The 23919-nt window shown below is 46.2% G+C and carries 24 protein-coding genes; 14 read left to right on the plus strand and 10 right to left on the minus strand.

Features of this window, described 5'->3' with window-relative positions; translation table 11 throughout:
• The 5 genes from A3729_RS12865 to metG form a co-directional block, all read right to left on the minus strand.
• Positions 1-448, minus strand: a 448-nt coding sequence (locus A3729_RS12865; RefSeq protein ID WP_197475840.1) for an RnfABCDGE type electron transport complex subunit D, incomplete at its 3' end; no start/stop codon positions are given.
• A gap of 1 nt (position 449) precedes the next feature.
• Positions 450-2759, minus strand: coding sequence for an electron transport complex subunit RsxC (gene rsxC / locus A3729_RS12870; RefSeq protein WP_231872230.1), 2310 nt, complete (start codon positions 2757-2759; stop codon positions 450-452).
• On the minus strand, positions 2756-3346 hold the full coding sequence (gene rsxB, locus A3729_RS12875) for an electron transport complex subunit RsxB (RefSeq protein WP_068512026.1): 591 nt from the start codon (positions 3344-3346) through the stop codon (positions 2756-2758). The genes rsxC and rsxB overlap by 4 nt, the downstream gene beginning before the upstream one ends.
• On the minus strand, positions 3347-3928 hold the full coding sequence (rsxA, locus tag A3729_RS12880) for an electron transport complex subunit RsxA (protein ID WP_068512022.1): 582 nt from the start codon (positions 3926-3928) through the stop codon (positions 3347-3349).
• Between the two features lie 56 nt (positions 3929-3984).
• A complete protein-coding gene (metG, locus tag A3729_RS12885; RefSeq protein WP_156490485.1) occupies positions 3985-6027 on the minus strand; it encodes a methionine--tRNA ligase in 2043 nt (680 codons plus the stop codon).
• A 266-nt stretch (positions 6028-6293) separates the two neighbouring features.
• Here metG and apbC point away from each other — a divergent pair, with 266 nt between their 5' ends.
• Genes apbC through bluB form a run of 6 tightly spaced genes read left to right on the plus strand, consistent with a single transcriptional unit; the run spans position 6294 to position 12125 of the window.
• A complete protein-coding gene (gene apbC / locus A3729_RS12890) occupies positions 6294-7391 on the plus strand; it encodes an iron-sulfur cluster carrier protein ApbC (protein ID WP_068509003.1) in 1098 nt (365 codons plus the stop codon).
• A gap of 58 nt (positions 7392-7449) precedes the next feature.
• Positions 7450-8490 (plus strand): nicotinate-nucleotide--dimethylbenzimidazole phosphoribosyltransferase, encoded by a 1041-nt coding sequence (gene cobT, locus A3729_RS12895; RefSeq protein WP_068553739.1) that lies wholly within the window; start codon positions 7450-7452, stop codon positions 8488-8490.
• Between the two features lie 42 nt (positions 8491-8532).
• Positions 8533-9303, plus strand: coding sequence for an adenosylcobinamide-GDP ribazoletransferase (locus tag A3729_RS12900; RefSeq protein ID WP_197470230.1), 771 nt, complete (start codon positions 8533-8535; stop codon positions 9301-9303).
• Between the two features lie 20 nt (positions 9304-9323).
• Positions 9324-10262: an adenosylcobinamide-phosphate synthase CbiB gene (gene cbiB, locus A3729_RS12905; RefSeq protein ID WP_068552820.1), complete on the plus strand. Its 939-nt coding sequence runs from the start codon at positions 9324-9326 to the stop codon at positions 10260-10262.
• A gap of 9 nt (positions 10263-10271) precedes the next feature.
• Complete coding sequence (locus tag A3729_RS12910; RefSeq protein ID WP_068552818.1) at positions 10272-11396, plus strand: aminotransferase class I/II-fold pyridoxal phosphate-dependent enzyme; 1125 nt, start codon at positions 10272-10274, stop codon at positions 11394-11396.
• A 12-nt stretch (positions 11397-11408) separates the two neighbouring features.
• Entirely contained in the window at positions 11409-12125 is a 717-nt protein-coding gene (gene bluB, locus A3729_RS12915) for a 5,6-dimethylbenzimidazole synthase (RefSeq protein ID WP_068552817.1), read from the plus strand.
• On the opposite strand, the gene A3729_RS12920 is transcribed toward bluB, so the two are convergent.
• The 4 genes from A3729_RS12920 to A3729_RS12935 form a co-directional block, all read right to left on the minus strand.
• Positions 12126-12827, minus strand: coding sequence for a hemolysin III family protein (locus tag A3729_RS12920; protein ID WP_082865041.1), 702 nt, complete (start codon positions 12825-12827; stop codon positions 12126-12128).
• 82 nt (positions 12828-12909) lie between these two features.
• Entirely contained in the window at positions 12910-13341 is a 432-nt protein-coding gene (locus tag A3729_RS12925) for a secondary thiamine-phosphate synthase enzyme YjbQ (protein ID WP_068552815.1), read from the minus strand.
• A 32-nt stretch (positions 13342-13373) separates the two neighbouring features.
• A complete protein-coding gene (locus A3729_RS12930; protein WP_068508633.1) occupies positions 13374-14336 on the minus strand; it encodes an NAD(P)-dependent oxidoreductase in 963 nt (320 codons plus the stop codon).
• Positions 14337-14446: 110 nt separating this feature from the next.
• Complete coding sequence (locus tag A3729_RS12935) at positions 14447-16492, minus strand: EAL domain-containing protein (RefSeq protein WP_068633972.1); 2046 nt, start codon at positions 16490-16492, stop codon at positions 14447-14449.
• Between the two features lie 230 nt (positions 16493-16722).
• Between A3729_RS12935 and dcd the strand changes: the two genes are divergently transcribed.
• The 4 genes from dcd to A3729_RS12955 all read left to right on the plus strand — a co-directional run bounded on the left by dcd (position 16723) and on the right by A3729_RS12955 (position 19725).
• On the plus strand, positions 16723-17289 hold the full coding sequence (dcd, locus tag A3729_RS12940; protein WP_068508620.1) for a dCTP deaminase: 567 nt from the start codon (positions 16723-16725) through the stop codon (positions 17287-17289).
• 33 nt (positions 17290-17322) lie between these two features.
• Positions 17323-17973, plus strand: coding sequence for a class II aldolase/adducin family protein (locus A3729_RS12945; protein WP_068508619.1), 651 nt, complete (start codon positions 17323-17325; stop codon positions 17971-17973).
• Between the two features lie 31 nt (positions 17974-18004).
• Positions 18005-18607, plus strand: coding sequence for a DUF416 family protein (locus A3729_RS12950; RefSeq protein WP_068508616.1), 603 nt, complete (start codon positions 18005-18007; stop codon positions 18605-18607).
• Positions 18608-18798: 191 nt separating this feature from the next.
• Positions 18799-19725 carry a hypothetical protein gene (locus A3729_RS12955; protein WP_068508614.1) on the plus strand — a complete coding sequence of 309 codons (927 nt, stop codon included), beginning with the start codon at positions 18799-18801 and terminating at the stop codon, positions 19723-19725.
• Positions 19726-19775: 50 nt separating this feature from the next.
• Here A3729_RS12955 and A3729_RS12960 read toward each other — a convergent pair whose 3' ends face one another.
• Positions 19776-20429 carry a TetR/AcrR family transcriptional regulator gene (locus A3729_RS12960; RefSeq protein ID WP_068508613.1) on the minus strand — a complete coding sequence of 218 codons (654 nt, stop codon included), beginning with the start codon at positions 20427-20429 and terminating at the stop codon, positions 19776-19778.
• Positions 20430-20599: 170 nt separating this feature from the next.
• Between A3729_RS12960 and A3729_RS12965 the strand changes: the two genes are divergently transcribed.
• The 4 genes from A3729_RS12965 to A3729_RS12980 all read left to right on the plus strand — a co-directional run bounded on the left by A3729_RS12965 (position 20600) and on the right by A3729_RS12980 (position 23919).
• Positions 20600-22282 (plus strand): acyl-CoA dehydrogenase family protein, encoded by a 1683-nt coding sequence (locus A3729_RS12965; protein WP_068508611.1) that lies wholly within the window; start codon positions 20600-20602, stop codon positions 22280-22282.
• A 248-nt stretch (positions 22283-22530) separates the two neighbouring features.
• On the plus strand, positions 22531-22806 hold the full coding sequence (locus A3729_RS12970) for a hypothetical protein (protein ID WP_068508609.1): 276 nt from the start codon (positions 22531-22533) through the stop codon (positions 22804-22806).
• Between the two features lie 191 nt (positions 22807-22997).
• Complete coding sequence (locus A3729_RS12975; protein WP_068508607.1) at positions 22998-23495, plus strand: hemerythrin domain-containing protein; 498 nt, start codon at positions 22998-23000, stop codon at positions 23493-23495.
• 34 nt (positions 23496-23529) lie between these two features.
• Positions 23530-23919, plus strand: a complete 390-nt coding sequence (locus A3729_RS12980; RefSeq protein ID WP_068508605.1) for a putative zinc-binding protein — start codon at positions 23530-23532, stop codon at positions 23917-23919.

Genomic DNA, 23919 nt, shown 5'->3' on the forward strand with positions numbered 1-23919 from the left:
ATAAAGTCTGCGGTGTTGCCCAATTGGTCGTCATCGCTACAGGAAAAGATACCAGCACCAAAGCATAACCCACCATTGCCGGGTTAAAGGGGTTATACCCCATTCCTCCGTATAAGTGCTTGGCAAAAACAATAGCAAATGCTGTCGCTACCAAAGATACCCACCAAGGCGCAAAAGGAGGCAGAGCAATCCCCAGCAACACTGCTGTTACAAGCGCACTGTAGTCGTTAAGGTAAAACATAACAGGGCGCTTACGAATCTTCAGAATCAAGATTTCGCAAACAATCGCCACCACGCTGCACCAAAGAACATTGTGCAAGTTGCCCCAGCCGAAAAAAATCGTCTGTGCAATCAGGCCGGGAATAGTCAAGCCGATGACCCAGCGCATCATGTTTGCAGTTCGATTAGAACCTTTCGCATGCGGTGAAGTGAGCGTCAACAATGCCATCTTAGTTACCATTCTCTTGTGATTTCTGCACATCGCCTACTTTAGCGCGCGCACTATTCAGTTCATCTTGAGCGACTTTTACCCGCTGCTTGTTTTTATCAACGGCACGGGTTAATTTCTCGACTTGCTCTGGTTGAGCATTTGCTAAAGCGTCTTCCATCTTCATTAGCTTTGATTCCGCCTTTTCCACAGCTAGACTCAAAGCATCCAGATCAGGCAGTTCTTCCTTTTCACTTTCTTGTGAGCCTGACTGAGTCGAAGCTAATGCCTGTTGTGCCTCCTCGAATGCCTGTTTGGCTTGCTCAACACGCACTTTGTTCTTGTCGACAGCACGGGTTAGTTTCTCTACCTGCTCGGGCTGAGCATTTGCAAGTGCATCTTGCATTTTTGCCAACTTAGATTCGGCTTTCTCAAATGCTAGCTGCAACTCATCTACAGCAGCTTGATCTATGCCCTTAGCCTCACCCGCTTCTTCACTTTGCATCGCAGGTTCTGAGTTTGCTTTTTCCCAGGCTTGCTTAGCCTGGTTAACTCGCATTTGGTTCTTTTCTACAGCTCGGGTTAATTTCTCTACTTGCTCAGGATTATTTTCTTTTGCCGATTCAAGTGCATCGAGCATCTTATCCAGTTTCGATTGCGCCTTATCCCAGGCAGTTTTTAACTCTTCCGGGCTTTGCTCTATTGCTTCTGCAACTTCCTTAGCTTTCTTTGCTTCCGCTCTAGCCAAAGCTTCCGCAACCGCCGCTTTCTTGGCATCTATCTCTGGCGCTTTCTCTGGGGCCGCAGCAGCCTGAGCCTTTTTCTCTGCTTGCGCTTTCGCAGCGGCTTCGGCTCTGGCTTTACGCTTCGCCGCTTTTTCAGCCGCTTCACGATCGAGACGCTCTTGACGTGCTTCAAAACGCTCGCGCGCCTGATCCGACTTCAACTGATCAGCGCGCTGCTGCTTAATTTCACCTTTAGCATGACGATAATACTGAACAAGAGGAATCGAACTTGGGCAAACAAAGGAACAAGCACCACACTCAATACAATCGAACAAATTGTGATGCTCTGCCTTTTCATATTCCTGCCCGCGCGCAAACCAATACAGCTGCTGAGGCAAAAGCTCTGCAGGGCAGGCTTCAGCACACAAGCCACAACGAATACAGGCTTGAGCCGGCTCAGGCAAAGGCATTTCTTTTAGATCAGGAGCCAGAATACAGTTAGTGGTTTTCACGACGGGCACATCAGTATCTACTAGATTGAAGCCCATCATCGGACCACCCATTATCAGGCGTTCGTATTTGGCCGGCTTGTAATCATACTGACTCAATAGCCAACTAATCGGCGTCCCCAGAAGCACTTCGACATTGCCACGTTTGCCTATTTGCTGCCCGGTTAAGGTCGTAATCCGTGAAATAAGCGGCTCACCAAAGCGCACGGCACGATACATTGCAACGACTGTACCTACGTTGTGACAAACCACACCAATATCCGCAGGAATCTTAGCACTCGGCACTTCCTTCCCGGTAAGGATTTTTATCAGCTGTTTTTCACCACCGGAGGGGTACTTGGTTGGCACAACACAAACTTCAATGGTGCAGTTGCCGGTTTCAATACTCGCCAAAGCTTGCTGAAGAGAACGAATCGCTTCAGGTTTATTATCCTCAATACCAATCAAACACTCTTTCGGCTGAAGCACTTTGATCAGCAATCGAAGCCCTTCAACAAGTTGATCAGCCCGCTCACGCATCAATCTGTCGTCTGAGGTAATGTAGGGTTCACACTCTGCCGCATTCAGAATAAGCGTAGAAATGTCTGCACCTTTTGGAGGGTTAAGCTTCACATCACTTGGGAAACCAGCTCCGCCCATTCCGGCAATCCCTGCAGCACGAACTTTCGCTCTTATTGTGTCAGCATCCAGAGATAAGTAATCCTCACTCGCATCCAATTCACACCACTGGTCCTGGCCGTCTGTCTTCAAGGTAATACATAAATCTGAATTACCAGAAGGGTGCGCCACAACTTGCTCAGCAATACTTTCTACCACACCTGAGCTGGGTGCATGCAAGCCGACACTGATATAACCGTCTGCTTCAGCCAATAACTGGCCTTTTTTTACTTGTTGACCCACTTCAACCAAGACCTTGGAGGCTTGACCAATATGTTGCTGTAAAGGTAAAACAAGTAGTGGCGGAATGCCCGCCTCAGTAATCGCTGTCTCGCTCGATAGCGACTTCATTTCCGCCGGGTGAATACCACCATGAAAGTCTGATAAGGAACGTCCACTCGTGGCAATGATCTGTGTATTGTTCTGTGTCATGGCACTCATACAGACTGCACCTCCACAGGCTGAGACTTATCCGTAGCAATAATATGTACAGGCTTGGGTAAGTCCCAATGCCATGCTGATAGCCCCTTATCTACTGGCACCATATCGATACAATCTACCGGGCAAGGCTCTACACACAAATCACACCCAGTACATTCAGATTCAATAACTGTATGCATGTGCTTAGCCGCCCCTAAAATCGCATCGATAGGACACGCCTGGATACACTTAGTGCAGCCTATGCACTCATCTTCACGAATTACTGCGACCTGCTTGGCTTTTTCTTCACCGTGCTCAGCATCCAAGGCCATCGGTTCAACGTCTAATAAATCGGCCAGGGCCTGAATAGTCGCTTCGCCACCGGGAGGACATTTGTTGATATCTTCGCCCGCAGCAATACCCTCAGCATAAGGTCGGCAACCTGGGTGACCACATTGGCCACATTGAGTCTGAGGTAATAAACCGTCGATCTGATCAACGATTGGGTTGCCATCAACTTTAAACCTGACGGAAGCAAAACCCAGTAATGCGCCAAAAACAACAGCTAGCGCTAATAGCGCGACAATGGCGGTAATAACAATACTCATCTAGATATTCACCAAACCAGTAAAGCCCATAAAAGCGAGAGACATCAGCCCCGCCGTGATCATACCAATAGCTGAACCTTTAAAAGGCGTTGGCACATCAGCCACAGCAATACGTTCTCGCATTGCTGAAAATAGGATGAGCACTAAGGAAAAACCAAGCGCGGCACCAAAGCCATACATAATCGACTCAACAAAGCCGTTCTGCTTTTTAATGTTTAACAGCGCCACACCCAATACTGCACAGTTAGTGGTAATCAGCGGCAGAAAGATCCCAAGTACTCGATAGAGTAAGGGGCTGGTTTTACGAACAACCATCTCGGTAAACTGCACGACCACAGCAATCACCAAAATAAAGGTAATGGTCTGCAAGTACTCCAAACCTAGCGGCTGTAATAAGTAGGTAAAGGCCAAATAACTGCATACTGAAGACAGAGTCAGGACGAAGGTTGTCGCCAAGGACATCCCCATCGCTGTTTCCAGCTTGTTGGATACCCCCATAAACGGGCATAACCCCAGAAACTGAACCAGTACAAAGTTATTCACCAGAATCGTACTGACAAGAATTAGCAAATATTCAGTCATTCATTTCTCTCTAAAATTGAGACCCGTTATTATCCTTTTTAGTGCCACAAACCCAACTACATGATTCTCATGCCTGGCTGTGCACCGGAATGAGGCTCAAGCAACCAGATATCTTTGCCACCAGGGCCTGCAGCCAATACCATGCCTTCCGACATACCAAACTTCATCTTACGAGGTTTAAGGTTCGCTACCATAACCGTTAGCTTGCCAATCAAATCTTCTGGCTGATAAGCCGACTTGATACCAGAGAATACTTGCTTTTGCTCTGTTCCCAAATCCAAAGTAAGTTTCAGTAGCTTTTTAGCCCCTTCAACATGCTCTGCGTTCTTAATCAATGCAACGCGTAAATCCACTTTGGCAAAATCATCAAACTCAATTTCTGGCGCAATTGCCTCACCACCAGGCAAATCACTTTCTTCAACTGGCTTCTCTTCTTTCTTTCCTAGCTGCATTTCTGCCGCCGCAGCTTCTTTAGAAGCTTCAACCATCTTATTGACCTTATCCATTTCGACACGCGTCATCATCGGCTTAAACTTGTTGATTTGATGATCTAACAATAGCTCGGTACGCGCATCCCAGTTCAATTCAATGTTTAAGAAGCCTTGCGCCTTTTCAGTCATACCCGGTAGCACTGGCGCTAAATAGGTCATCAGCTGGCGGAACATATTGATACCATTGGAGCAAATTTGCTGTAGCTCAGCTTCTTTGCCTTCTTCCTTGGCAATCACCCAAGGTGCCTTTTCATCGATATACTGATTTGCCAGGTCAGCAAGCTCCATAATCTTACGAATCGCCTTACCAAACTCTCGACCTTCGTAGAAAGCTGCAATCTCGTCACCTGCATAGATAAACTTCTGAAGCAGCTCGGTTTCTTCACAACTCGCTGCTAACTTGCCATCAAAACGCTTAGTAATAAAACCGGCACAACGGCTGGCAATATTCACAACCTTACCGACCAAGTCAGAATTAACACGTTGCGCAAAATCTTCCAGATTCAAGTCCAGATCATCGACCGCATTAGTCAATTTGGCCGCAAAGTAATAACGCAGGTATTCAGGGTTTAGGTGCTCTAAATAAGTACGCGCTTTAATAAATGTGCCTCGTGACTTGGACATCTTCTTACCATTTACGGTAACGAAGCCATGAGCATGCACCGCATTCGGTGTACGATAACCCGCGCAGCTCAGCATTGCTGGCCAAAATAAAGCATGGAAATTAACGATATCTTTACCGATAAAATGATAAAGCTCGGTATCTGAACCTGCCTTCCAATATTCGTCGAAGTCCAAACCCTCTGTCTTATCACACAAATTTTTGAAACTCGCCATATAACCGATCGGCGCATCCAGCCATACGTAGAAGAATTTACCTGGCTGATTTGGAATCTCGAAACCGAAGTAAGGCGCATCGCGGCTGATATCCCATTCTTGCAGACCTGAATCCAACCACTCCGCTAGCTTGTTAGCAATTTGTGGCTGTAAGGCACCACTACGCGTCCACTCTTTAAGGAAGTCCGAAAAATCAGGTAATTTGAAAAAGAAGTGTTCAGATTCTTTTTCAATCGGTGTCGCACCGGAGATTACTGACTTAGGGTCAATCAGCTCCATCGGCATATAGGTCGCTGCACAGACTTCGCAGTTATCACCGTACTGATCTTCTGCCTTACATTTAGGGCAAGTACCTTTTACGTAGCGATCAGCGAGAAATAGATTCTTCTCAGGGTCAAAAGCCTGGGTAATGCTACGCGTGGCAATCTTGCCGTTAGCGGCACACGCCTCGTAGATAGAAGAAGAAAGAGCTTTATTTTCTTCGGAGTGGGTGGAGTGATAGTTATCAAAATGAATCTGGAAATCAGCAAAGTCCTGCTGATGCTCCGCTTTTGTTTTATCTATCAGCTGCTCTGGCGTGATGCCTTCCTTCTCGGCACGCAGCATAATGGCTGTACCGTGTGCATCATCTGCACAAACATAGGTACATTGCTCACCACGTGATTTCTGGAAACGAGTCCAGATATCGGTCTGAATATATTCCAACAAATGACCCAGGTGAATCGGGCCGTTAGCGTAAGGAAGGGCACTGGTTACCAGAATTTTTCGCACTGAATTCTCTTCTCTTGTAGATAAACAATTGCCCACGTAAGTTGGAAATAAGAACTCACTGGACAATCAAAACAATTCGGGAGTAAAAACCGCGCTATCATACCTATCTATTGGACATTTTTCATCCTGATATCGTGGTAAAGTTTGTTTCCAAACCAGGACGCTTAAGATTATATCCTCAAGAGACAGAAATTAGCCCTGCCCTTTCGTGCTATTTATTCTTTATAATGCGCCTTTCTTTCAAGAACCTTAGCAATGGTAGCAACATGTCATCAGTTAATCAGCGCGAGCTAGAAGATGCGATTAAAGGCTTTAATGACCCTTATCTAAACAAAGATTTGTTTTCCTTGGAGGCCATCAAGTCCCTTACTTACGACAATAAGCAAGTAAAGCTCGATATTGAAATGCCTTACGCCTGCAAAGGTACTTTAGGCGCAATGCAGCAGATACTTACGAGCAACCTGGAGTTTGTTGATGGCGTCGAAAGTGTCGATATATCTGTCTCTTTCAAAATAAAGGCGCATAAAGCGCAAGGCCAGGTTCCTGCTTTCGAACGCGTCAAAAACGTCATTGTGGTAGCGTCTGGCAAAGGTGGTGTTGGTAAAAGCACCAGTTCAGTTAACCTGGCACTGGCACTCGCTCAAGAGGGCGCAACTGTTGGTATTCTTGATGCTGATATTTACGGCCCAAGCGTAGGTATGATGCTGGGCATTCCAGAAGGCCAACGCCCTGAAACTGAAGAAGAAAAGTTCTTTGTGCCTATCGAGGCTCATGGCATACAGGCAATGTCGATGGCCTTTCTTGTAGATAATAACACCCCCATGGTTTGGCGCGGCCCCAAAGTTAGCGGTGCTTTGATGCAACTAGCCACGCAAAGCCTATGGAACAACCTGGACTACCTGATTATCGATATGCCACCAGGCACGGGTGACATCCAACTCACCTTGGCGCAGAAAATCCCTGTAACCGGCTCCGTTATTGTCACCACACCTCAAGATATTGCCTTGCTTGACTGCAAAAAAGGCATCGAGATGTTCCGCAAAGTAGACATTGATGTACTCGGCGTAATCGAGAACATGAGCACTCACATTTGTAGTGAATGCGGCCACCATGAACCCTTGTTTGGTGAAGGTGGCGGTGCACGTATCGCACAGACTTATCAGACCGAAGTACTTGGGGAGATGCCCTTACACAAAACCATTCGTGAACAAACCGATGCAGGCCAACCAACCGTTGTGGCAGAGCCTGATAGCGAAGTGTCTCACTTATATAGGGATATAGCGCGCAAGGTTTCGGCAGCAATTTCGCAGAAAGCACTCGACCCAAAACGAGCCTTCCCGAATATTGTTGTTAGCCGGGGCTAATCACCAAGAAACAGCAACTAAGACAATAGACACTTAATTTTATATCAGGATACCTCCTATGCAATGGCTTAATGACGCTGCTCAAGCAATTAATCTGGAAGCCCAAACAGCGGCAAGTACTCGTCAGGGGCAACTAACCAAGCCACCCGGTTCATTAGGCCAGCTGGAATCGCTAGCAATCAAATTTGCTGGCTTACAAGGCAAGGAAGTACCCACTATAGACAAGATCATGATCCGTATTTTTGCTGCAGACCACGGTGTTGTTGATGAAGGTGTTTCGGCCTTCCCTCAAATCGTGACAGGTGAGATGGTAAAAAACTTTGCCGCTGGCGGTGCCGCGATTACCGTATTAGCTCGCCAATTGAATGCTGATTTCGGCGTAATTAACCTAGGCACAGTCAATGAACTCGCTCCCTTAGATAGCGTGACTGACCAGCGTATTACTGCCGGCACCGCGAACTTCTGCCAGCAAAGCGCGATGAGCGAGGAACAACTAAGCCAAGCACTAGAAGCCGGGGCTCAATCAGCATCACAAGCAAAAGAGTTGGGTATCGAGCTGTTTATTGGTGGTGAGATGGGCATAGGTAATACCACCAGCGCTTCCGCTTTAACAGCAGGCTTGACTGACTTACCTGTGGAGCAGCTCATCGGAAGAGGAACGGGTATTGATGACGAAGGTATCCAGCGAAAGCTCAAGGCTGTACAACAAGGCTTAGACCTTCACAAAACCAGTGATACGACAGCAAGCGAACTATTGGCCAAGCTTGGCGGCTTTGAAATTGCCGGACTGGTTGGCGCCTATATTCGCTGCGCTCAACTGGGTATTAGCGTTTTGGTAGACGGTTTTATCAGCTCGGCAGCAGCCTTAGTAGCAACGCGAATTAACCCCTCTATTCGTCCCTGGTTGTTTTTCTCTCACTGTTCAGAAGAAGCCGGTCATAAACACCTATTGCAAACACTTGAAGCCGAACCCTTGCTGAGTCTAGGTATGCGGCTGGGCGAAGCTAGTGGTGCCGCCGTCGCTGCGCCCCTCTTACAGTCTGCCTGTCTGCTTCATGCCCAAATGGCAACCTTTGATCAGGCTGGCGTCAGTCAGTAATTTGAGCTGCCATAATCGCCTGCTACACACGGAGCATTTTTTGTGAGCCAACGAGAAACACCCGCTGCTAATCAAATTAAAGCGGCGATCATTGCCCTTCAATTCTTGAGTGCAATCCCTGTTGGCCAGCAATCTGCTCCGACTGAGAAAGAGATAGGCGCATCACTCAGCTGGTATCCACTTGTTGGTCTATTGCTGGGTATAATCTTGTGCTCAGCATCATTACTTTTGAGCTTTGTTTTTCCAACACTTCTAAGTGCGGCTCTAATCTTAACGCTATGGGTAGTGCTTACCGGCGCTCTACATCTCGACGGTTTTGCCGACAGTGCTGATGCCTGGATGGGTGGGCTTGGCTCAAAAGAAAGAACTCTGCGACTTCTGAAAGATCCAACATCTGGCCCAATTGCTATTGCAGCGACTGTTTTATTAATGCTTTTGAAGCTCTTAACTATTGAGCTAATCATCAATCAGGATATTTGGCTGCTTATCTGGCCCCTGGTATTTGCTCGCATCAGCGCCAGCCTGCTATTTGTTACCACACCCTATGCACGAAAAAGCGGTTTAGGAAGTGCAATTGCCGAGCACAAGCAAGATCACCAAGTTTGGCTTGGTTCTATCATCCTCATGCTCGCTTCCTGCTACTTTCTAGGCTGGGCAGTCATCATCCCCCTGCTATTCGTAAGCTGCTTAAGTTTCTACTACTTGCGCTCTCGCATGATGAAGCGGCTTAAAGGGTGCACAGGTGATACAGCCGGCGCCATGATCGAGATACTCGAATGCATCACCCTGCTAGTTCTCGTTGCCTGCCAATAAATATAACAAGGAAATAACACATGTACTTTTCAATTTGCCTCTTATTGGCCTTGTTCCTCGATAAGGTCTTTGGCGAAGCCAAGCACTTTCATCCTCTCGTTGGCTTTGGCAATCTCGCCACCGACCTTGAGCACAAGTTAAATAGCGGGTCCGGCAAACGGCTTAAAGGCATCATTGCACTGACATTCCTATTAGTGCCTACCGTTCTACTCGCTTTCTATTTGGAGTTACTTACACTCAGCGAACCGATCGCTCACGTCGCCTTTGCCTCGTTCGTCTTATATACAGCGCTAGGTTGGCAAAGCCTCAAAGAACATGCTGAAGCGATTATTGAACCTTTAACCAAAAGGCATCTAGGTGAAGCTCGGAAGAAAGTCGCTCGAATTGTTAGTCGTGACACCAAGCATTTAACGCCCGAAGACGTCGCAAGCGCCAGTACAGAGTCTGTACTCGAAAATGGTGCTGACGCAATCTTTAGCACTATTTTCTGGTTTATTGTTGGCGGCATACCGGGCGTTGTTCTTTTCCGCCTGGTGAATACTCTCGATGCTATGTGGGGCTATAAGAACACTCGCTACAAGGACTTCGGGTGGGCTGCTGCTCGCCTTGATGATGTAATGAACTACCTTCCGGCTCGACTGACTGCACTTAGTTATGCGCTATGCGGGCAAACACGCAGCGCTTTTCAATGCTGGAAAACACAAGGTAAATTATGGAAGAGCCCCAATGCAGGCCCAGTCATGGCTGCTGGAGCTGGTGCACTTGAATTAAAACTAGGCGGTAGCGCCTGCTATGACGAAACACTTGAACAGCGATCTACGCTTGGCCCTAAACATGGTCAAGCGGCTTGTGCGCAAAGCATTCAAGAAGCGCTCAAGCTGATTAAACGCAGTCTAATTCTTTGGTGTGCTGCACTTATTTTTCTTGAAGGCTACTTCTTTCTGATTCGTTTCTATTAGGCCCCCAGGATGACAACGCAACAAACACATATTGTCCATGGTGGCGACTTAGTCAGCGCCTCGATTCGCTATAACATTCCCGAATCAGATTGGGTGGATCTGTCAACCGGCCTTAACCCGATCACTTATCCTTGCGATGACATTCCGGCAACCGTATTCTCTAGATTGCCTTACCCTAGCCCGGAATTCAGGAAAACAGTCGAAGGCTATTATGGCCCGCATGCCTACCGCTCACTTGCTGGTACTCAAGAGATTATTCAACAACTGCCTTTGCTATTAGCAGATCTTCCTGTGATCTTGCCGTCCCTGGGTTACCAAGAGCATCAGTGTGCGTGGACAAACAAAGGCGCTGAGATTAGTTTTTACGATGCCTGCATCTTATCCAAAGCTGACGCCATGATTGAGCGGCTGATTGAAGCTAACTCACAACAGCATTTACTTATTATCAACCCGAATAATCCAAGCGGGCTCATGATTCCTCTAGAGAGCCTGTTCTCCTGGGCTGCCATGCTCGGAACTGACGCAATGCTGATCGTGGACGAAGCATTTATCGATCTAACACCTAAAGCCAGCCTACTCTCACGCCCACCCCTGCCCGATAACATTTTAGTACTGAGATCTTGCGGCAAATTCTTCGGCTTAGGCGGTATTCGGGCCGGCTTCATATTTGGCTCACCTAAAAGTCTCTCTCGCATACAGTTTCCGAGCAACCCTTGGCCACTCAACGGCCCAGCTATGCACATATTAAGCAAGGCCCTGCCCGATCGATACTGGCAACATGCCAGCCGAAAGCGCATCCAAAAGAGCGCCCAAGAAATCCAAAGCTTATTTGCGCCCTTGGTTCACAACAAAGCGCTCAAACTATTAGCTGATAGAGGCCTGTTTATTAGCTTCCAAGGTAGCCCATCTTATCTCAGCGAACTCTATGAGTTCTTCGCAAAAGCAGGTATTCTCTTGCGCCTTATATCTGTGAACAACGATTTTGCCATGCTACGAGTCGGCCTTGTTGATCATTTGGATAAAACGAGCATTGAACGAATCCGGCAGTGTGTTGCCCAAGTTGCCAGCAAAAATGCCTTTGATTCGTTTATAAAAACCAGGCCTCGAAGGTCAATTTCTGAGCGTAACAAATAGAGTATTTTTTCAATGTCCGCCGAAGACCAGACTGTAAACTTTACGCACGATGAACGCGAAGCGCTCTATAAAACCATTTTTAATCGACGTGATGTCAGAGGAGAATTCAAGCCCGACCCGATTCCGGATGAGGTCTTGGCCCGCATATTGAAAGCCGCACATCATGCGCCCTCGGTTGGCTTTATGCAGCCCTGGAACTTTATGTTAGTTCGCTCAAAAACAGTTCGACAACAAGTACAAGAGGCTTTTACTGATGCCAATAACGAAGCAATGGAAATGTTTCCGGACAACAAGAAGCCCCTGTATCAGTCTCTGAAGCTCGAAGGAATTTTAGACTCACCGCTTAACCTTGTCGTCACCTGTGACCGTCAACGCGGCGGCCCTGTTGTGCTAGGCCGCACACATATAAAAAGCATGGACTTAAACAGCACCGTCTGTGCCGTTCAGAACTTATGGCTGGCAGCACGCGCTGAGAATGTAGGTATTGGCTGGGTTAGTATCTTTGATCAGGACAGAGTAAAAGCAATTTTAGGCATTCCCGAACATGTCGTACCTGTCGCCTACCTATGTATGGGCTATGTCTCTGAATTTAAAGTGAAGCCCGAACTCGAAAGCAAGGGGTGGCGAGAACGTCTGCCATTGGAGGACTTAATCTACTTTGATCAATGGCAGCAACAAAACCGTGACGACAGTCTAATAAAAGTTATCTCTGACCAGCCCGAAGTTTAATTATACAGCGACCTGAGGTGGCAAAACGTAGTAATAAACACTGAAGAAATGACAAATACTGCCCCCCAGTACAAACAGATGCCAGATTGCATGGTTATAGGGAATTCGTTCGACCAAATAGAAGACAACACCAAGAGTATAGATTATTCCGCCCAAAGCGAGTAAAAACACTCCTCCTTCCGGTACTGATGCGAGCAAATCCTCAGCACTTAGAATCACCAACCAACCCATAAGCAGATAGCTCGCGACGCGCAAAAGTGAAAACCGATGCTTGAAACGTATTTTCAAGAAGATACCGAAAAATGCAATGCCCCAAACAAGGGCTAATAAGCCCCAACCACCGACTTCTCTCATACTCACCATGAGGTAGGGTGTATAAGAACCTGCAATCAGGAGGTAAATAGCACAGTGATCGAACATCTTCAGCTTATCTTTTTTAACCGGGCATCGCTCGGCATGATAAAGCGTCGAAGCTAAGTATAAAGCCGTTAGACTCAAGCCAAATATACTAAAACTGGCGACTCTCCATACATCATCCATTGGAATTGCAGCGATTAACAAGACAAATAAACCCGCAATGCTTAATAGCACACCTAGCCCGTGAGTTAAGGTATTTAGCAACTCGTCTAAACTATGTTCCAGGGTTTCCACCCGCTTATTATCAACTGGCTGATCGCCCGTTTTGTCCACCACTTTGCTCATAATCACAACTTGCGCCTCAAATTTAAGTGCACACATGTTAGCTGAAGTTGGACAGAATAAGTAGTCTATTTTTTAACCATAGTTAAGTCTGACCCTGCATAGTGACTACTAACTTACGTGAACCAGCTTGATTTCTATGCTCCCCAAGATAAATCCCTTGCCACGCACCCATCGAGAACCTTCCCGAGTTAATCGGAATAGTTAAAGAGCAGCCTAGCAGCGAGGCTTTGATATGAGCGGGCATATCGTCAGAACCCTCGAGTATATGATCATAATAGGGTGCATTTTCCGGCACAAACTTATTAAAGTGCTTTTCCATATCACTGCGGACATCCGGGTCTGCATTTTCATTTAATGTGAGTGATGCTGAGGTATGTTGAATAAACAGGTTCGCTAGACCTATTGAAATCGTATTGAGCTCAGGTAAGGCTTGCTCAATTTCCCGAGTGATCAGATGAAAACCGCGGGAGCGGGCTTGAAGCTCAAGTTCTTTTTGTAGCCATACTGTGCTCATCGTTAAAGTCGCGCCCTCTTGATTCAAATTAACTAAACAATGTAAGCCTGGGGTTCTCCCTCGGCAAATCTTCTAATATTTGCGGCAGCTTTGTCCAACAAGCGCTGACGCGCCTCTTTACTCGCCCAAGCACAATGAGGGGTAACAATTAAGTTTGGAATTTCTCTATCCAGTAGTACATTTCCACCCTTAGGCGGTTCAACGGATAAGACATCTGTTGCTGCGCCGGCCAAGCGGCGTTCTTTCAATGCCTCGGCCAAAGCGTTTTCATCCACAATGCCACCTCGAGCAAGATTTAATAAATAGGCCGAAGGCTTCATTTTAGACAGGGCATTGGCATCGATTAGATTTGTAGTTTCATCACTCAGCAGGCAATGAATAGATAAGACATCAACTTGCGGCAATAGCTCTTCCAAAGCCAAGCGAGGATAGCCATCAACACTTTCCAAGCTTTGACCGGAACGAGCTGCCAGTATAACCTTCATGCCAAAGCCTTCGGCCATTTTTGCAACACCCTGTCCAAGGTCACCATAACCGAGCAGGCCAAGCGTCTTGCCTTCCAGTTCAACAATAGGGTAGTCCATCAAACAAAAAATCGGACTTGTACACCAGCGTCCATCTTGAACATCTTTAGCGTAATCCAATAAACGGTTTGTTAGTGCCAGCAACAAAGAAAAGGTATGCTGAACAATAGCCGGGCGCCCATACTGTGTGACATTACAGACCCTAACACCGGCCTCTTTAGCCGCTTGCAAGTCAATATTGTTCGTCCCTGTCGCCGTAACGGCTATCAGCTTTAGGCTGGGGTTACTTGTTATTTCTTTCTTCCCCAATAGCACTTTATTGACAACGACCACCTCAAAGCCTTTTATTCGTTCACAGACATTCGCTGATTCCGTCGTATCATAAGATTGATATTGGCTAAATGAAGACTCGATATCACTCAGGTCCAGACCATCTCCCATACTTGCTACATCAAGGAAAACCCCTTTCATCGCGCCACCTGCCTTAAGATCAATTTTGCTTCGCCAAGAAAAACGAGAGTATGTCATATCAAGCTAATTGATGACAAAAACCTGTTTAGGTACCCGAAGCTTTTTTCTTTCTAAGAGCTTGAGCTGACAATATGCGGTGTCTGTTGCCACTTTCGAATGAAGGCCGGGATTTCGGGTGCTGGGATTGGCTTAGAATAGAAAAAGCCTTGAGCATAATCACAACCAAGCCCGATTAATGACTCTTCCTGCTTCTTAGACTCGATACCTTCAGCCAAGACCTCGATAGATAAGCTATCAGCTAAGGTAATGATACTCTTGACCAGTGCTTGATCAGAGCTGTTGTTAATTAACTCATTGACAAACATACGGTCAATTTTAATCTTTGACAGGATATGGCTGAATTTTTTGATATAACCAAGAGACGAATAACCTGTACCAAAGTCATCAATACTGAATTTAAGCCCTGACTTAAGTAGCTGCTTAATACCCTTCATCACAACAGGGTCGTCGTCCAACATCAAACGTTCTGTTACTTCCAGCTCCACCCAATCCAAGGTTTGCAAAAATACCTGGTGATTATGCGTCCAGTCAGATAACTCGCGATGGTGAAAGTTAGTTGGGCTAAAGTTGATAGCAACGATAAATTCTTCATTGAAATCACTGCGCCACTCTTTAACCTGCGCAATGGCATGTTCAAATACCCAGATGTCGATATCAAATATCTGACCGGTTTTTTCGGCAACCGGAATAAACAAGTCCGGCCTAACCTTACCCAGGTCTTCATCTTCCCAGCGTAATAAGGCTTCGAAACCGGTAATACTCATATCGCGCAAATCAATCAAAGGCTGAAAATAGAGCTCTAGTTGATTATTAACGATCGCATCTTTCAATTTACTCTTAATCGTATTGTGCAACACGATGTTATACATCATTGACTCGTCAAAGAATGCAAAGGTATTACGGCCTGCTTCTTTGGCTTTATACATCGCGGTATCTGCACGACGAATCAAATCTTCAGTATTCTCGCCATCTTCAGGGTAAAGCACGACCCCGATACTACAACCTAATTGAAGCTGCGAGTCACTTAAGACAAAGTTTTCTTTAAAGGCCAATATCGTTTTATCAGCAACATCCTCAGCATCTGCGCGAGTGTTGCACTGAAAGCAAGCGATGAACTCATCGCCACCAAAACGGGCCACATAACCTCCGTAGCGAGTGATCAACTTCTTCAAGCGGGAAGCACTATCCAGCAGAATCTTATCGCCTGTACTATGCCCCAGGCTGTCATTCACCTCTTTAAAACCATCCAGGTCAATAAAAAAGATTGCCAGCTTCGAGTATTCGGCGTTTTCCTGCTGGTTAAGCATTTCATTTTTCAGGTGATATTCAATATGGCGACGGTTAGGCAAATTTGTCAGCATGTCGAAATTTGCCTGATGCTCTAACTGGTCTTCATAGGACTCTTTTGCCAAAGCAAACTCGGCAACCTGCTTTCGTCCCCGGTTCAAAGCTTCAACCAAGTCAGCAATTTCATCACTGTATTCGGGGCGATTCAGCACAATGGGCTTATAGGTTTTACTTGTTAGCTGAGCCGGCTGAACGGTTTCACGGCTAATTTTGGAAAGGTGGCGCGTCACTGCATTTTTAACAATCGTACTGAAAACAAAACTAATCAAACCGATCATCAAAGTGGAACTAATAAGGATCACGATCATCTGGTCTAATACAGACTCGGTAATCAACTCATCTTTCACATCAACTTCAATCTTACCCATATTCTGGCCGTTAAAGACCAAAGGGCTCGACAAACTTACTGGCAATTCAATATCCCCGTACTGATATTCATTGCCCAAGGCTTCTACAATTCTAACACCCTGAATTGAAGGCATACGATAGACGCCTTCCAGCAAGATATGAGTGCTATCCTGATCGACGTTCCATAAGCTTCTAGCTAACTGCTGATTAACGGCTTTGATGGTATCATTCGCTTCTTCGTAAACAGAAAGCCTTCCATCTTGATATTGTTTTACCAGCAATACCGATACCGTCACCACGGTAAAAAAGATACCGAGTGATACAAAATAAAAGGTCAAGCGGTGGCCCAGTTTCTTAAACCTTAAACCATGCTTCAACTTTTCTAGTGCGGAAAGGCCCAAAACCGTGTCCTACCTCTAGGTGAATTCGAAGAATCAATCTATCTACACTTTACATACAGCGTGATACAAGCTTAGACCATATTTTCAACAAACCTATTAAGTCTGCTCGAAAAGTTAAGCCATCGTTGTAAGTAGATACTTTGCTTATATCTTAAGCAAAGGTATTATAGCCAGCTTTACGGAAGCATTACTTTGACAGCTTCTAAACTTTTTATTTGGAACAGCGAAACATGGCAATAAAGTCTGACAAGTGGATACGTAGAATGGCACAAGAGCAAGGCATGATTGAGCCATTCGAACCAGGGCAGGTTCGAACCGGTGAAAATGGCCGAATTATCTCTTATGGAACATCCAGTTATGGCTACGATGTTCGCTGCAGCAGTGAATTCAAGATCTTCACAAACGTCCACTCAGCAACCGTAGACCCTAAACAGTTTGATGAAAACAGCTTCGTCGATATTGATAGCGATGTTTGTATCATCCCACCAAACTCCTTTGCTTTGGCTCGAACTGTTGAGTACTTCAGAATTCCTCGTAGCGTCCTCACTGTTTGTTTGGGCAAATCTACTTATGCACGCTGCGGCATTATCGTTAACGTCACCCCATTAGAACCCGAATGGGAAGGTCACGTCACACTTGAGTTCTCTAACACCACCAATTTGCCAGCAAAAATTTATGCTAACGAAGGTGTTGCACAGATGCTGTTCTTCGAATCTGACGAAGTATGTGAAACAAGTTATAAAGATCGTGGTGGAAAATACCAGGGCCAGACTGGCGTAACGCTGCCGAAAACTTAGTTTAACTGCCTCTTCAAGTCTGAGAGAACACAAGTGGAGCAAGAAGGCGTTATCAAATATCAGCTGGTATTCGAGCATCGAAGCATCTCGATTGACGATACCAGTTTGGCTGAACTGAACCAATGCCGCCAACAAATGATGGCTCACGGGTTAATCGGCCAGGATGATAATCGCTATGAAGGCTATGGCTTTGGCAACCTATCACTGCGTTGCCAGTCAGACTCTAGCATTGAAGCGCCTCCTTCTTTCTGGATCAGCGGCACTCAAACAGGCCACCTTCCAACGCTATTCCCTCGGGATATATGCCTCGTAAACCAAAGCCACCCTGAGACAAATACAATACATGCAGAAGGTGAAACAAAGCCCTCATCGGAAAGTATGACGCATGGCGTCATCTATAAGCTTAGTGCCCGAATAAAAGCTGTGGTGCACGTTCACTCCACAGAAATATGGAAGCAACGTTCAGCGCTCAAGCTAGCTTCCACCCCCAAAGAAATACCTTATGGCACGCCAGAGATGGCAGAATCAGTGCGCCAACTATCCGCTCAATTATTACTATCTGAGAAGTCTATTCTCTTTTGCATGGACGGCCATGAAGACGGCGTTGTTGTGGCTGGTGAGTCTCTTTCTCAGTGCACCCAAACGCTAATAAACACTTTACATAGAGCAGCGACATACTCGTAAGCTTATACCAACTACCTGCAGGCTAGGCACAATGAACCGATTGAAGTTTCAAAAATCTCTCAACTCTCTTAGAGGCTGGCGTGAACGGGCATTTATGCTTGCAATAGCGGAACGCGCCCTTCCCAACGCCCTCCTATATCTTGACAGTATCGAGTCTGACAGCCCTTCAGACTCTCCACTCAAGCTTGCAGACATCGACAGCGCCTGGAACATGCTCATAATTGAGCAAGACGAAGAAGGTATTGTAGAGCTCCTCGATCTGACCCAGGCGAACATGCCTGATACCGAACAGAGCGAACATTATGGTGCCCTGCCAACTCACGATTGCCTAAGCATTCTAGAACAGGCTCTATTGGCTGGGATCAACGATGAAAAACCACGTGCATTGAGCGTTAGCCAACTGTCCTTGGAAACCATCACTCAGTTTATAGAGTTTTCCGAAGGCGACTCACTGAGCGAAAACCAGCTAATAAAGTTATTCGATTCACATCCGCTCATTGAACGCGAGTTTTCATTTCAAGCCGAACTGAGCGAGCTACTAAGATCTGCAAGCCACCCTGGAGAAGAACTGATTCTTGCCATTCGAGAGCTTGCTCAAGATGAAGGCATTAGTAATATCGGTATCAGCCTATAGACCTTAAGAGCCCTAATCTAGGGCTCTCAAAATTTGCAAGCAATTACTTGCAAAAAAATCTGCTAAATTATGTAAAAACTTCCTTGTCAATTCTACCGAAAAATTCTTTCTTCATTATAATTCCGCGCCTCCATCATTTTCTATATTGATCCATTTTCTTACTACATTTATATAACAGAGGTATCGCTTATATGATCGTTTTTACTGCCACCAATAGAGTCAACAACGAAGTTTATGTCGGCAGTGCAAGAGATAGTATGGAAGAACATTGGGCCAGACTGATCGTTCAGGCAGAAGAAGGTGGTTCAGGTGAGTTCTTAGACACTGTACGTGAATTCGGTGTTGATAACTTTACAGTAGAAACCTGGGCTTATGCTGACTCCCCTGCTGAATCCCGAGAGCTGGTTCGCGATGCCTGCGACGAGTTCAATGGCAAGCTTATCAAAACCGGACGTGCACCTGCCCCCACGGTAAATAAGGTTAATCAAGAAGTACATAGCGAGCCCAAAGCAATACAAGAAGCAAAGGCGACGAGTAAGGTAACATCAATCCATAAACAAAGCCCCGCGGCTAAGGCCGCCAGCAATACGCCTGAAGACAAGAGCAGCATTAGCCAAAATCGTAGCACAAAAAAAGAACACGGCCCTGTCACCAGCATCGATGTAAAAGCTTATCTTGCTGCCCAAGCAGAAACAGTCAAGAAAGAAGAAAAGAAAGCAGAAGTCGTCGAATTGCGAAAGTCTGATTCAACCAAAGACTTTGACGATATGAAAGCGGTCATGATGAATATCGAGATGAAGCGTCGGCAAAACCGCGCAGGTAGCAGCACTAAAACGAGTGCGCCGAAAACCAAAACATCCACTGCAAGCAAAACTAGCAATACCAGATTAAAGACCAACAAAGCTAAAACCAGCCCAGCTAAAGACAAACTACCAGAAGGACGTGTTGGCTCAGCTGCCAAGGAAAAGCGAATTAAAGAAGCCATCGCCAAAGAGAAAATGGAACGCGAAGCTGCACAGGCTGCCAAAGCGGCTGCAGAAGCAAAAGAAATGGCAGAAATTATGGCCAGACTTGACCAGCGTACGAAGGAAAAAGAAAGCCTACGTCGTAGGCGCTAGAAGCTGAGGCTCATCTCTTAAATGTTCAAACCTTTCAGGCTCAAAAGCGCTTAGGCGCGACGAACACCTGAAAGGCAAAAGCTCAATATTTCTTCAATCCATTCTTCGGGCTTGAATTCGCCAGGCGTTTGTTGGGCACTGGCGATAGAGCCAAGTAATGTTTCTGCCAATGCACCAACCATCGCACCAGCAGATATCAACGCATTCTGGGGTGCAAACTCATTTTTTTCGACTCCCTCTGTCACCAAGGCCTCAAATATCTCGGCATAGGCTCGTCGATATTTTAAGCGCTCTTGCTGAACCTTTGAGTCTACCGGTTCGGCTATCAAGGCATAAGCCAGACCACGCCCTTCTAAAGCTCTTCTAGAGAAAATCTCTAACGCCATTTTCAGACGTTGCTCACAGCTCAATGCCTCGCCTTCTTGCTGACCTTCGAGTTCATCTTCCACCTGAGGAAAAGCTGCTAGCTGTACATTCCTGACTTCTTTTTCAGTGGCCACCCGAAACACTTCTGCGCACAGTTCTGCTTTCGATGCGAAGTACTTATATACAGTACCGGTCGCAACATCTGCCCTTTCAGCCAACAAAGCAATGGTTAAAGACTGAAAACCTCCCGAAGCGACTAACTGCAAAGCAGTATCCAAGAGCAGTTTGCGCTGTGCTTTCTTTCTGGCTTCAGTTTTTTCTGTCGGGCGATATGCCATGGAATACTCTTTAGTTTTTCTCTTCACACGAGCTTATGAAGAGCTCTTAGAACTGGGTCCTTGAATTTTATCCTAAATGCGCAGAATTGACTATTGAAGCATCGCGTGATTCAATAGCACAAACAAATGAATACAAGTTCACTTTATCTAAAGGTACGGAGTAAGCGACCATGACCTCTTCTGAATCTTTCAAGCCGAGCAACGCCTATTGGCCAGAAACTCACACTGTCGAGAATCAACCCGAAGCATTGGAAAACTACAATGCCTATGAAGAAGATGCCGCACTCAAAGATGCAGTTAAAGCTCATCAAGGACAAGCTTACAGCGAGGATCTTTCACGTTTTGGCAGGGTCACCGGGTCAGCCGAAGTGCTTGAATGGGGCTTTCAGGCGAACGAGAATAAACCGGTATTCTTTACTCACAACCGCCATGGTAAGCGTATCGATGAGGTACGCTTCCACCCTTCTTACCACCAACTCATGGCGCTCTCAATTAAGGAAGGCATCCACTCTTCCCATTGGACTAAACCTGGCCCAGGCGCTCATGTCGCACGTGCCGCCAAGAGCTATATGATGAGCCAGGTTGAAGCAGGTCATGGCTGCCCTATAACTATGACTTCTGCCGCTATTCCGACACTAAAAAGGCAGCCAGATATCTATGACATATGGGCCCCCAAAGTTATGCATCGAGAATATGACTACCGAAATGTCAGCCATGAAGAAAAGGCAGGCCTCACAATAGGTATGGCAATGACCGAGAAACAAGGTGGTTCCGATGTTAGACAAAACAGTACGCGCGCCTTTGCAATGGGTGCCCAGGGACCCGGACAGGTTTACGAACTAATCGGGCACAAATATTTTGTGTCAGCCCCCATGTCAGACGCATTTTTAGTACTCGCCCAAACTAGTTCGGGTGTTTCTTGCTTCTTGGTGCCACGCTGGCGACCCGATGGCAGCAAGAATCCGATGCAAGTACAACGCCTGAAAAATAAAATGGGGAACGTCTCCAATGCTTCCAGTGAGACTGAGCTACGCGGAGCAATGGGGTGGATGATCGGCGAAGAAGGTCGAGGTGTATCGGTAATTTTAGAGATGGTTGCCATGACCCGCTTTGACTGCATGATTGGCACCTCGGGCATGATGCGCCAGGCAATCTCCCAAATCACTCATCACTGCCGCCAACGCAAGGTGTTTGGCAATACACTCGATAAACAACCACTCATGCAAAATGTACTCGCCGACCTGATTATTGAGCACGAAGCAGCTACGGCTTTAAGCATGCGCATGGCGAGGGCACTCGACTTAAGCAGTGAACACGAGCAGGAAAAACATTTAGTGCGCATGGGAACTGCTATCGGCAAATACTGGATCTGCAAGCGGGCCCCCGGCCACGCCTATGAAGCAATGGAGTGCATTGGCGGTAGTGGCGTAATGGAAGATAGTATTATGCCCCGACTATTCAGAGAGTCTCCTGTAAATAGCATTTGGGAAGGTAGTGGCAACGTCCAGTGCCTGGACATGCTTCGCGCCACGCGTCGTAATCCTGAATCTCTACAAGCCTTCCTGACCGAATTGCATACTGTAGAAGGTAAGCATTCACTGATGGATGAAGCCCTAAATGATCTTCATCAAGAATTCTCTAATCAGAAGGATATAGAATACCGCTCCAGAGGAATCGTTGAAAAGATGGCACTTTGCTTCCAAGGGGCAAGCCTACTCCAATATGGAAATGAAGAAATCGCCAATGCGTTTTGCCTCGCCAGACTAAAAAGTGACAACAAAGGTTGGGTTTATGGTACCCTACCAGGCGATATTGATTGTTACTCGATCATTAATCGAGCAACACCGAACTAAGACGAAGCGAATAAGCCCGGGACATTACCGGGCTTAATAGTCTATGAAGGCTTGTTTTTCTTCTAAAGACATAGGTGATTTCGTCTTATAAATTTTGAACTAGCAACGATAATAATTATAAAAGTCACTATTCGACACCGCTGGTTAACTGCTAACACAGTAGAAAAGAAACAGCATTTAGTAAGGTCTAAACACTAAGTTTGGCCTCAGTAAGAATTGAATAGTGTTTAATATACGGGAGAGAAACTATGTCTGTAGCACAAGAAATCGATGAAGTAATCGTGGTCGATGAAAACATAGAAAAAGGATATTTCTACCTCGAAAACCGCCAATTTCATGGCCCTTATGAAACAGAGGAACAAGCCTCTCAGGCAGCTTTAGAAAACTGCAAATTGTCTTCACCTGGTGAGTGCAGGGCAATCTATCACGGCTCAGCAAAACGCGATAGCGATACCAACCTTAACGTGCCACTTGGCGACATGCGCGAAGCAGGCTCAATAGAATGCCCTGAAGCCGCTGAATAAGCGCTGCTAACTGCTCAGGAGCCCCTCCTGAGCAGCCTATTATTTTTCTATCTGCTCTACCCCCTTTTATCCCTCTTATATCAACTAGGTTGTATAGCTTCGGCTCGGCAATGTTCTTAAGATAAAAGCTCGCCCTGAAAAGAATTCCGATACTATAGTTGCCCACCCCGTTCTTATGAAGTGGAGGAAGTATGCCCGATCAAACTTTAACAGACGGCAATAGCACCCTTGAGCCTCTAGAATCTCTATCAAACCCTGAACTAATTGCTCATATCTTGCAGCGCTACCATGAAGTCCATCGACAACAGCTTAGCGAACTAAATGAAAAGGCTGCTCGAGTTGAATCTGTACACGGTGAACACCCAGAGTGTCCTCATGGCCTATCTAATCACCTGCAAACAATGAAGATAGAGCTCGAACAACATATGTTTAAGGAAGAAAACATCCTCTTCCCTATGCTGGAACAAGGAATGGGAGCAATGGCTCAGGGCCCTATCTCGGTGATGCGTCATGAGCACGATGAACATGCTGGTGCAATCTCCCAGCTATCAGAGCTAACGAACCAGCTGACATTACCAGAAGACGCTTGTAATACCTGGACAAGGCTTTATGCCTTAATTTCTGAATTTATCGAAGATTTGCAAAGTCATATCTCGATTGAAAACAATCTACTCTTTGCTCGCGCCTAACAGTTCTGGCACTCACTGATATTGATAGTAAAAGATGAATCATAGAGAACAGCAGCCTATCGTGTACTCATGCTCTGGCTGCTCTAATGTCGCCCAGCTTACCAATCAATTAGCCCTAGAATTGAACCGTCTAGGACAAGCTGAAATGTCTTGTATAGCAGGCGTTGGCGGACAGGTTAAATCATTAGTTAGACAAGCGAAATCAGAGCGACCGATCCTGGCCCTAGATGGCTGTGCTTTGCATTGTGTAAAACAATGCCTTAACAAAGTTCAAGTCACCCCCACACTTCACCTCACACTGACTGACCTAGAACTCAAGAAAGTAAAGCATCAAAACTTCTCAAAGCAAGAATTTGAACACGCTTACACTTATGTTTCGAAAAAGCTTTCGTCGATCCAAAGTAAGCCTCAGACGCACTTTTAG

It is taken from the genome of Oleiphilus sp. HI0043, assembly GCF_001634935.1.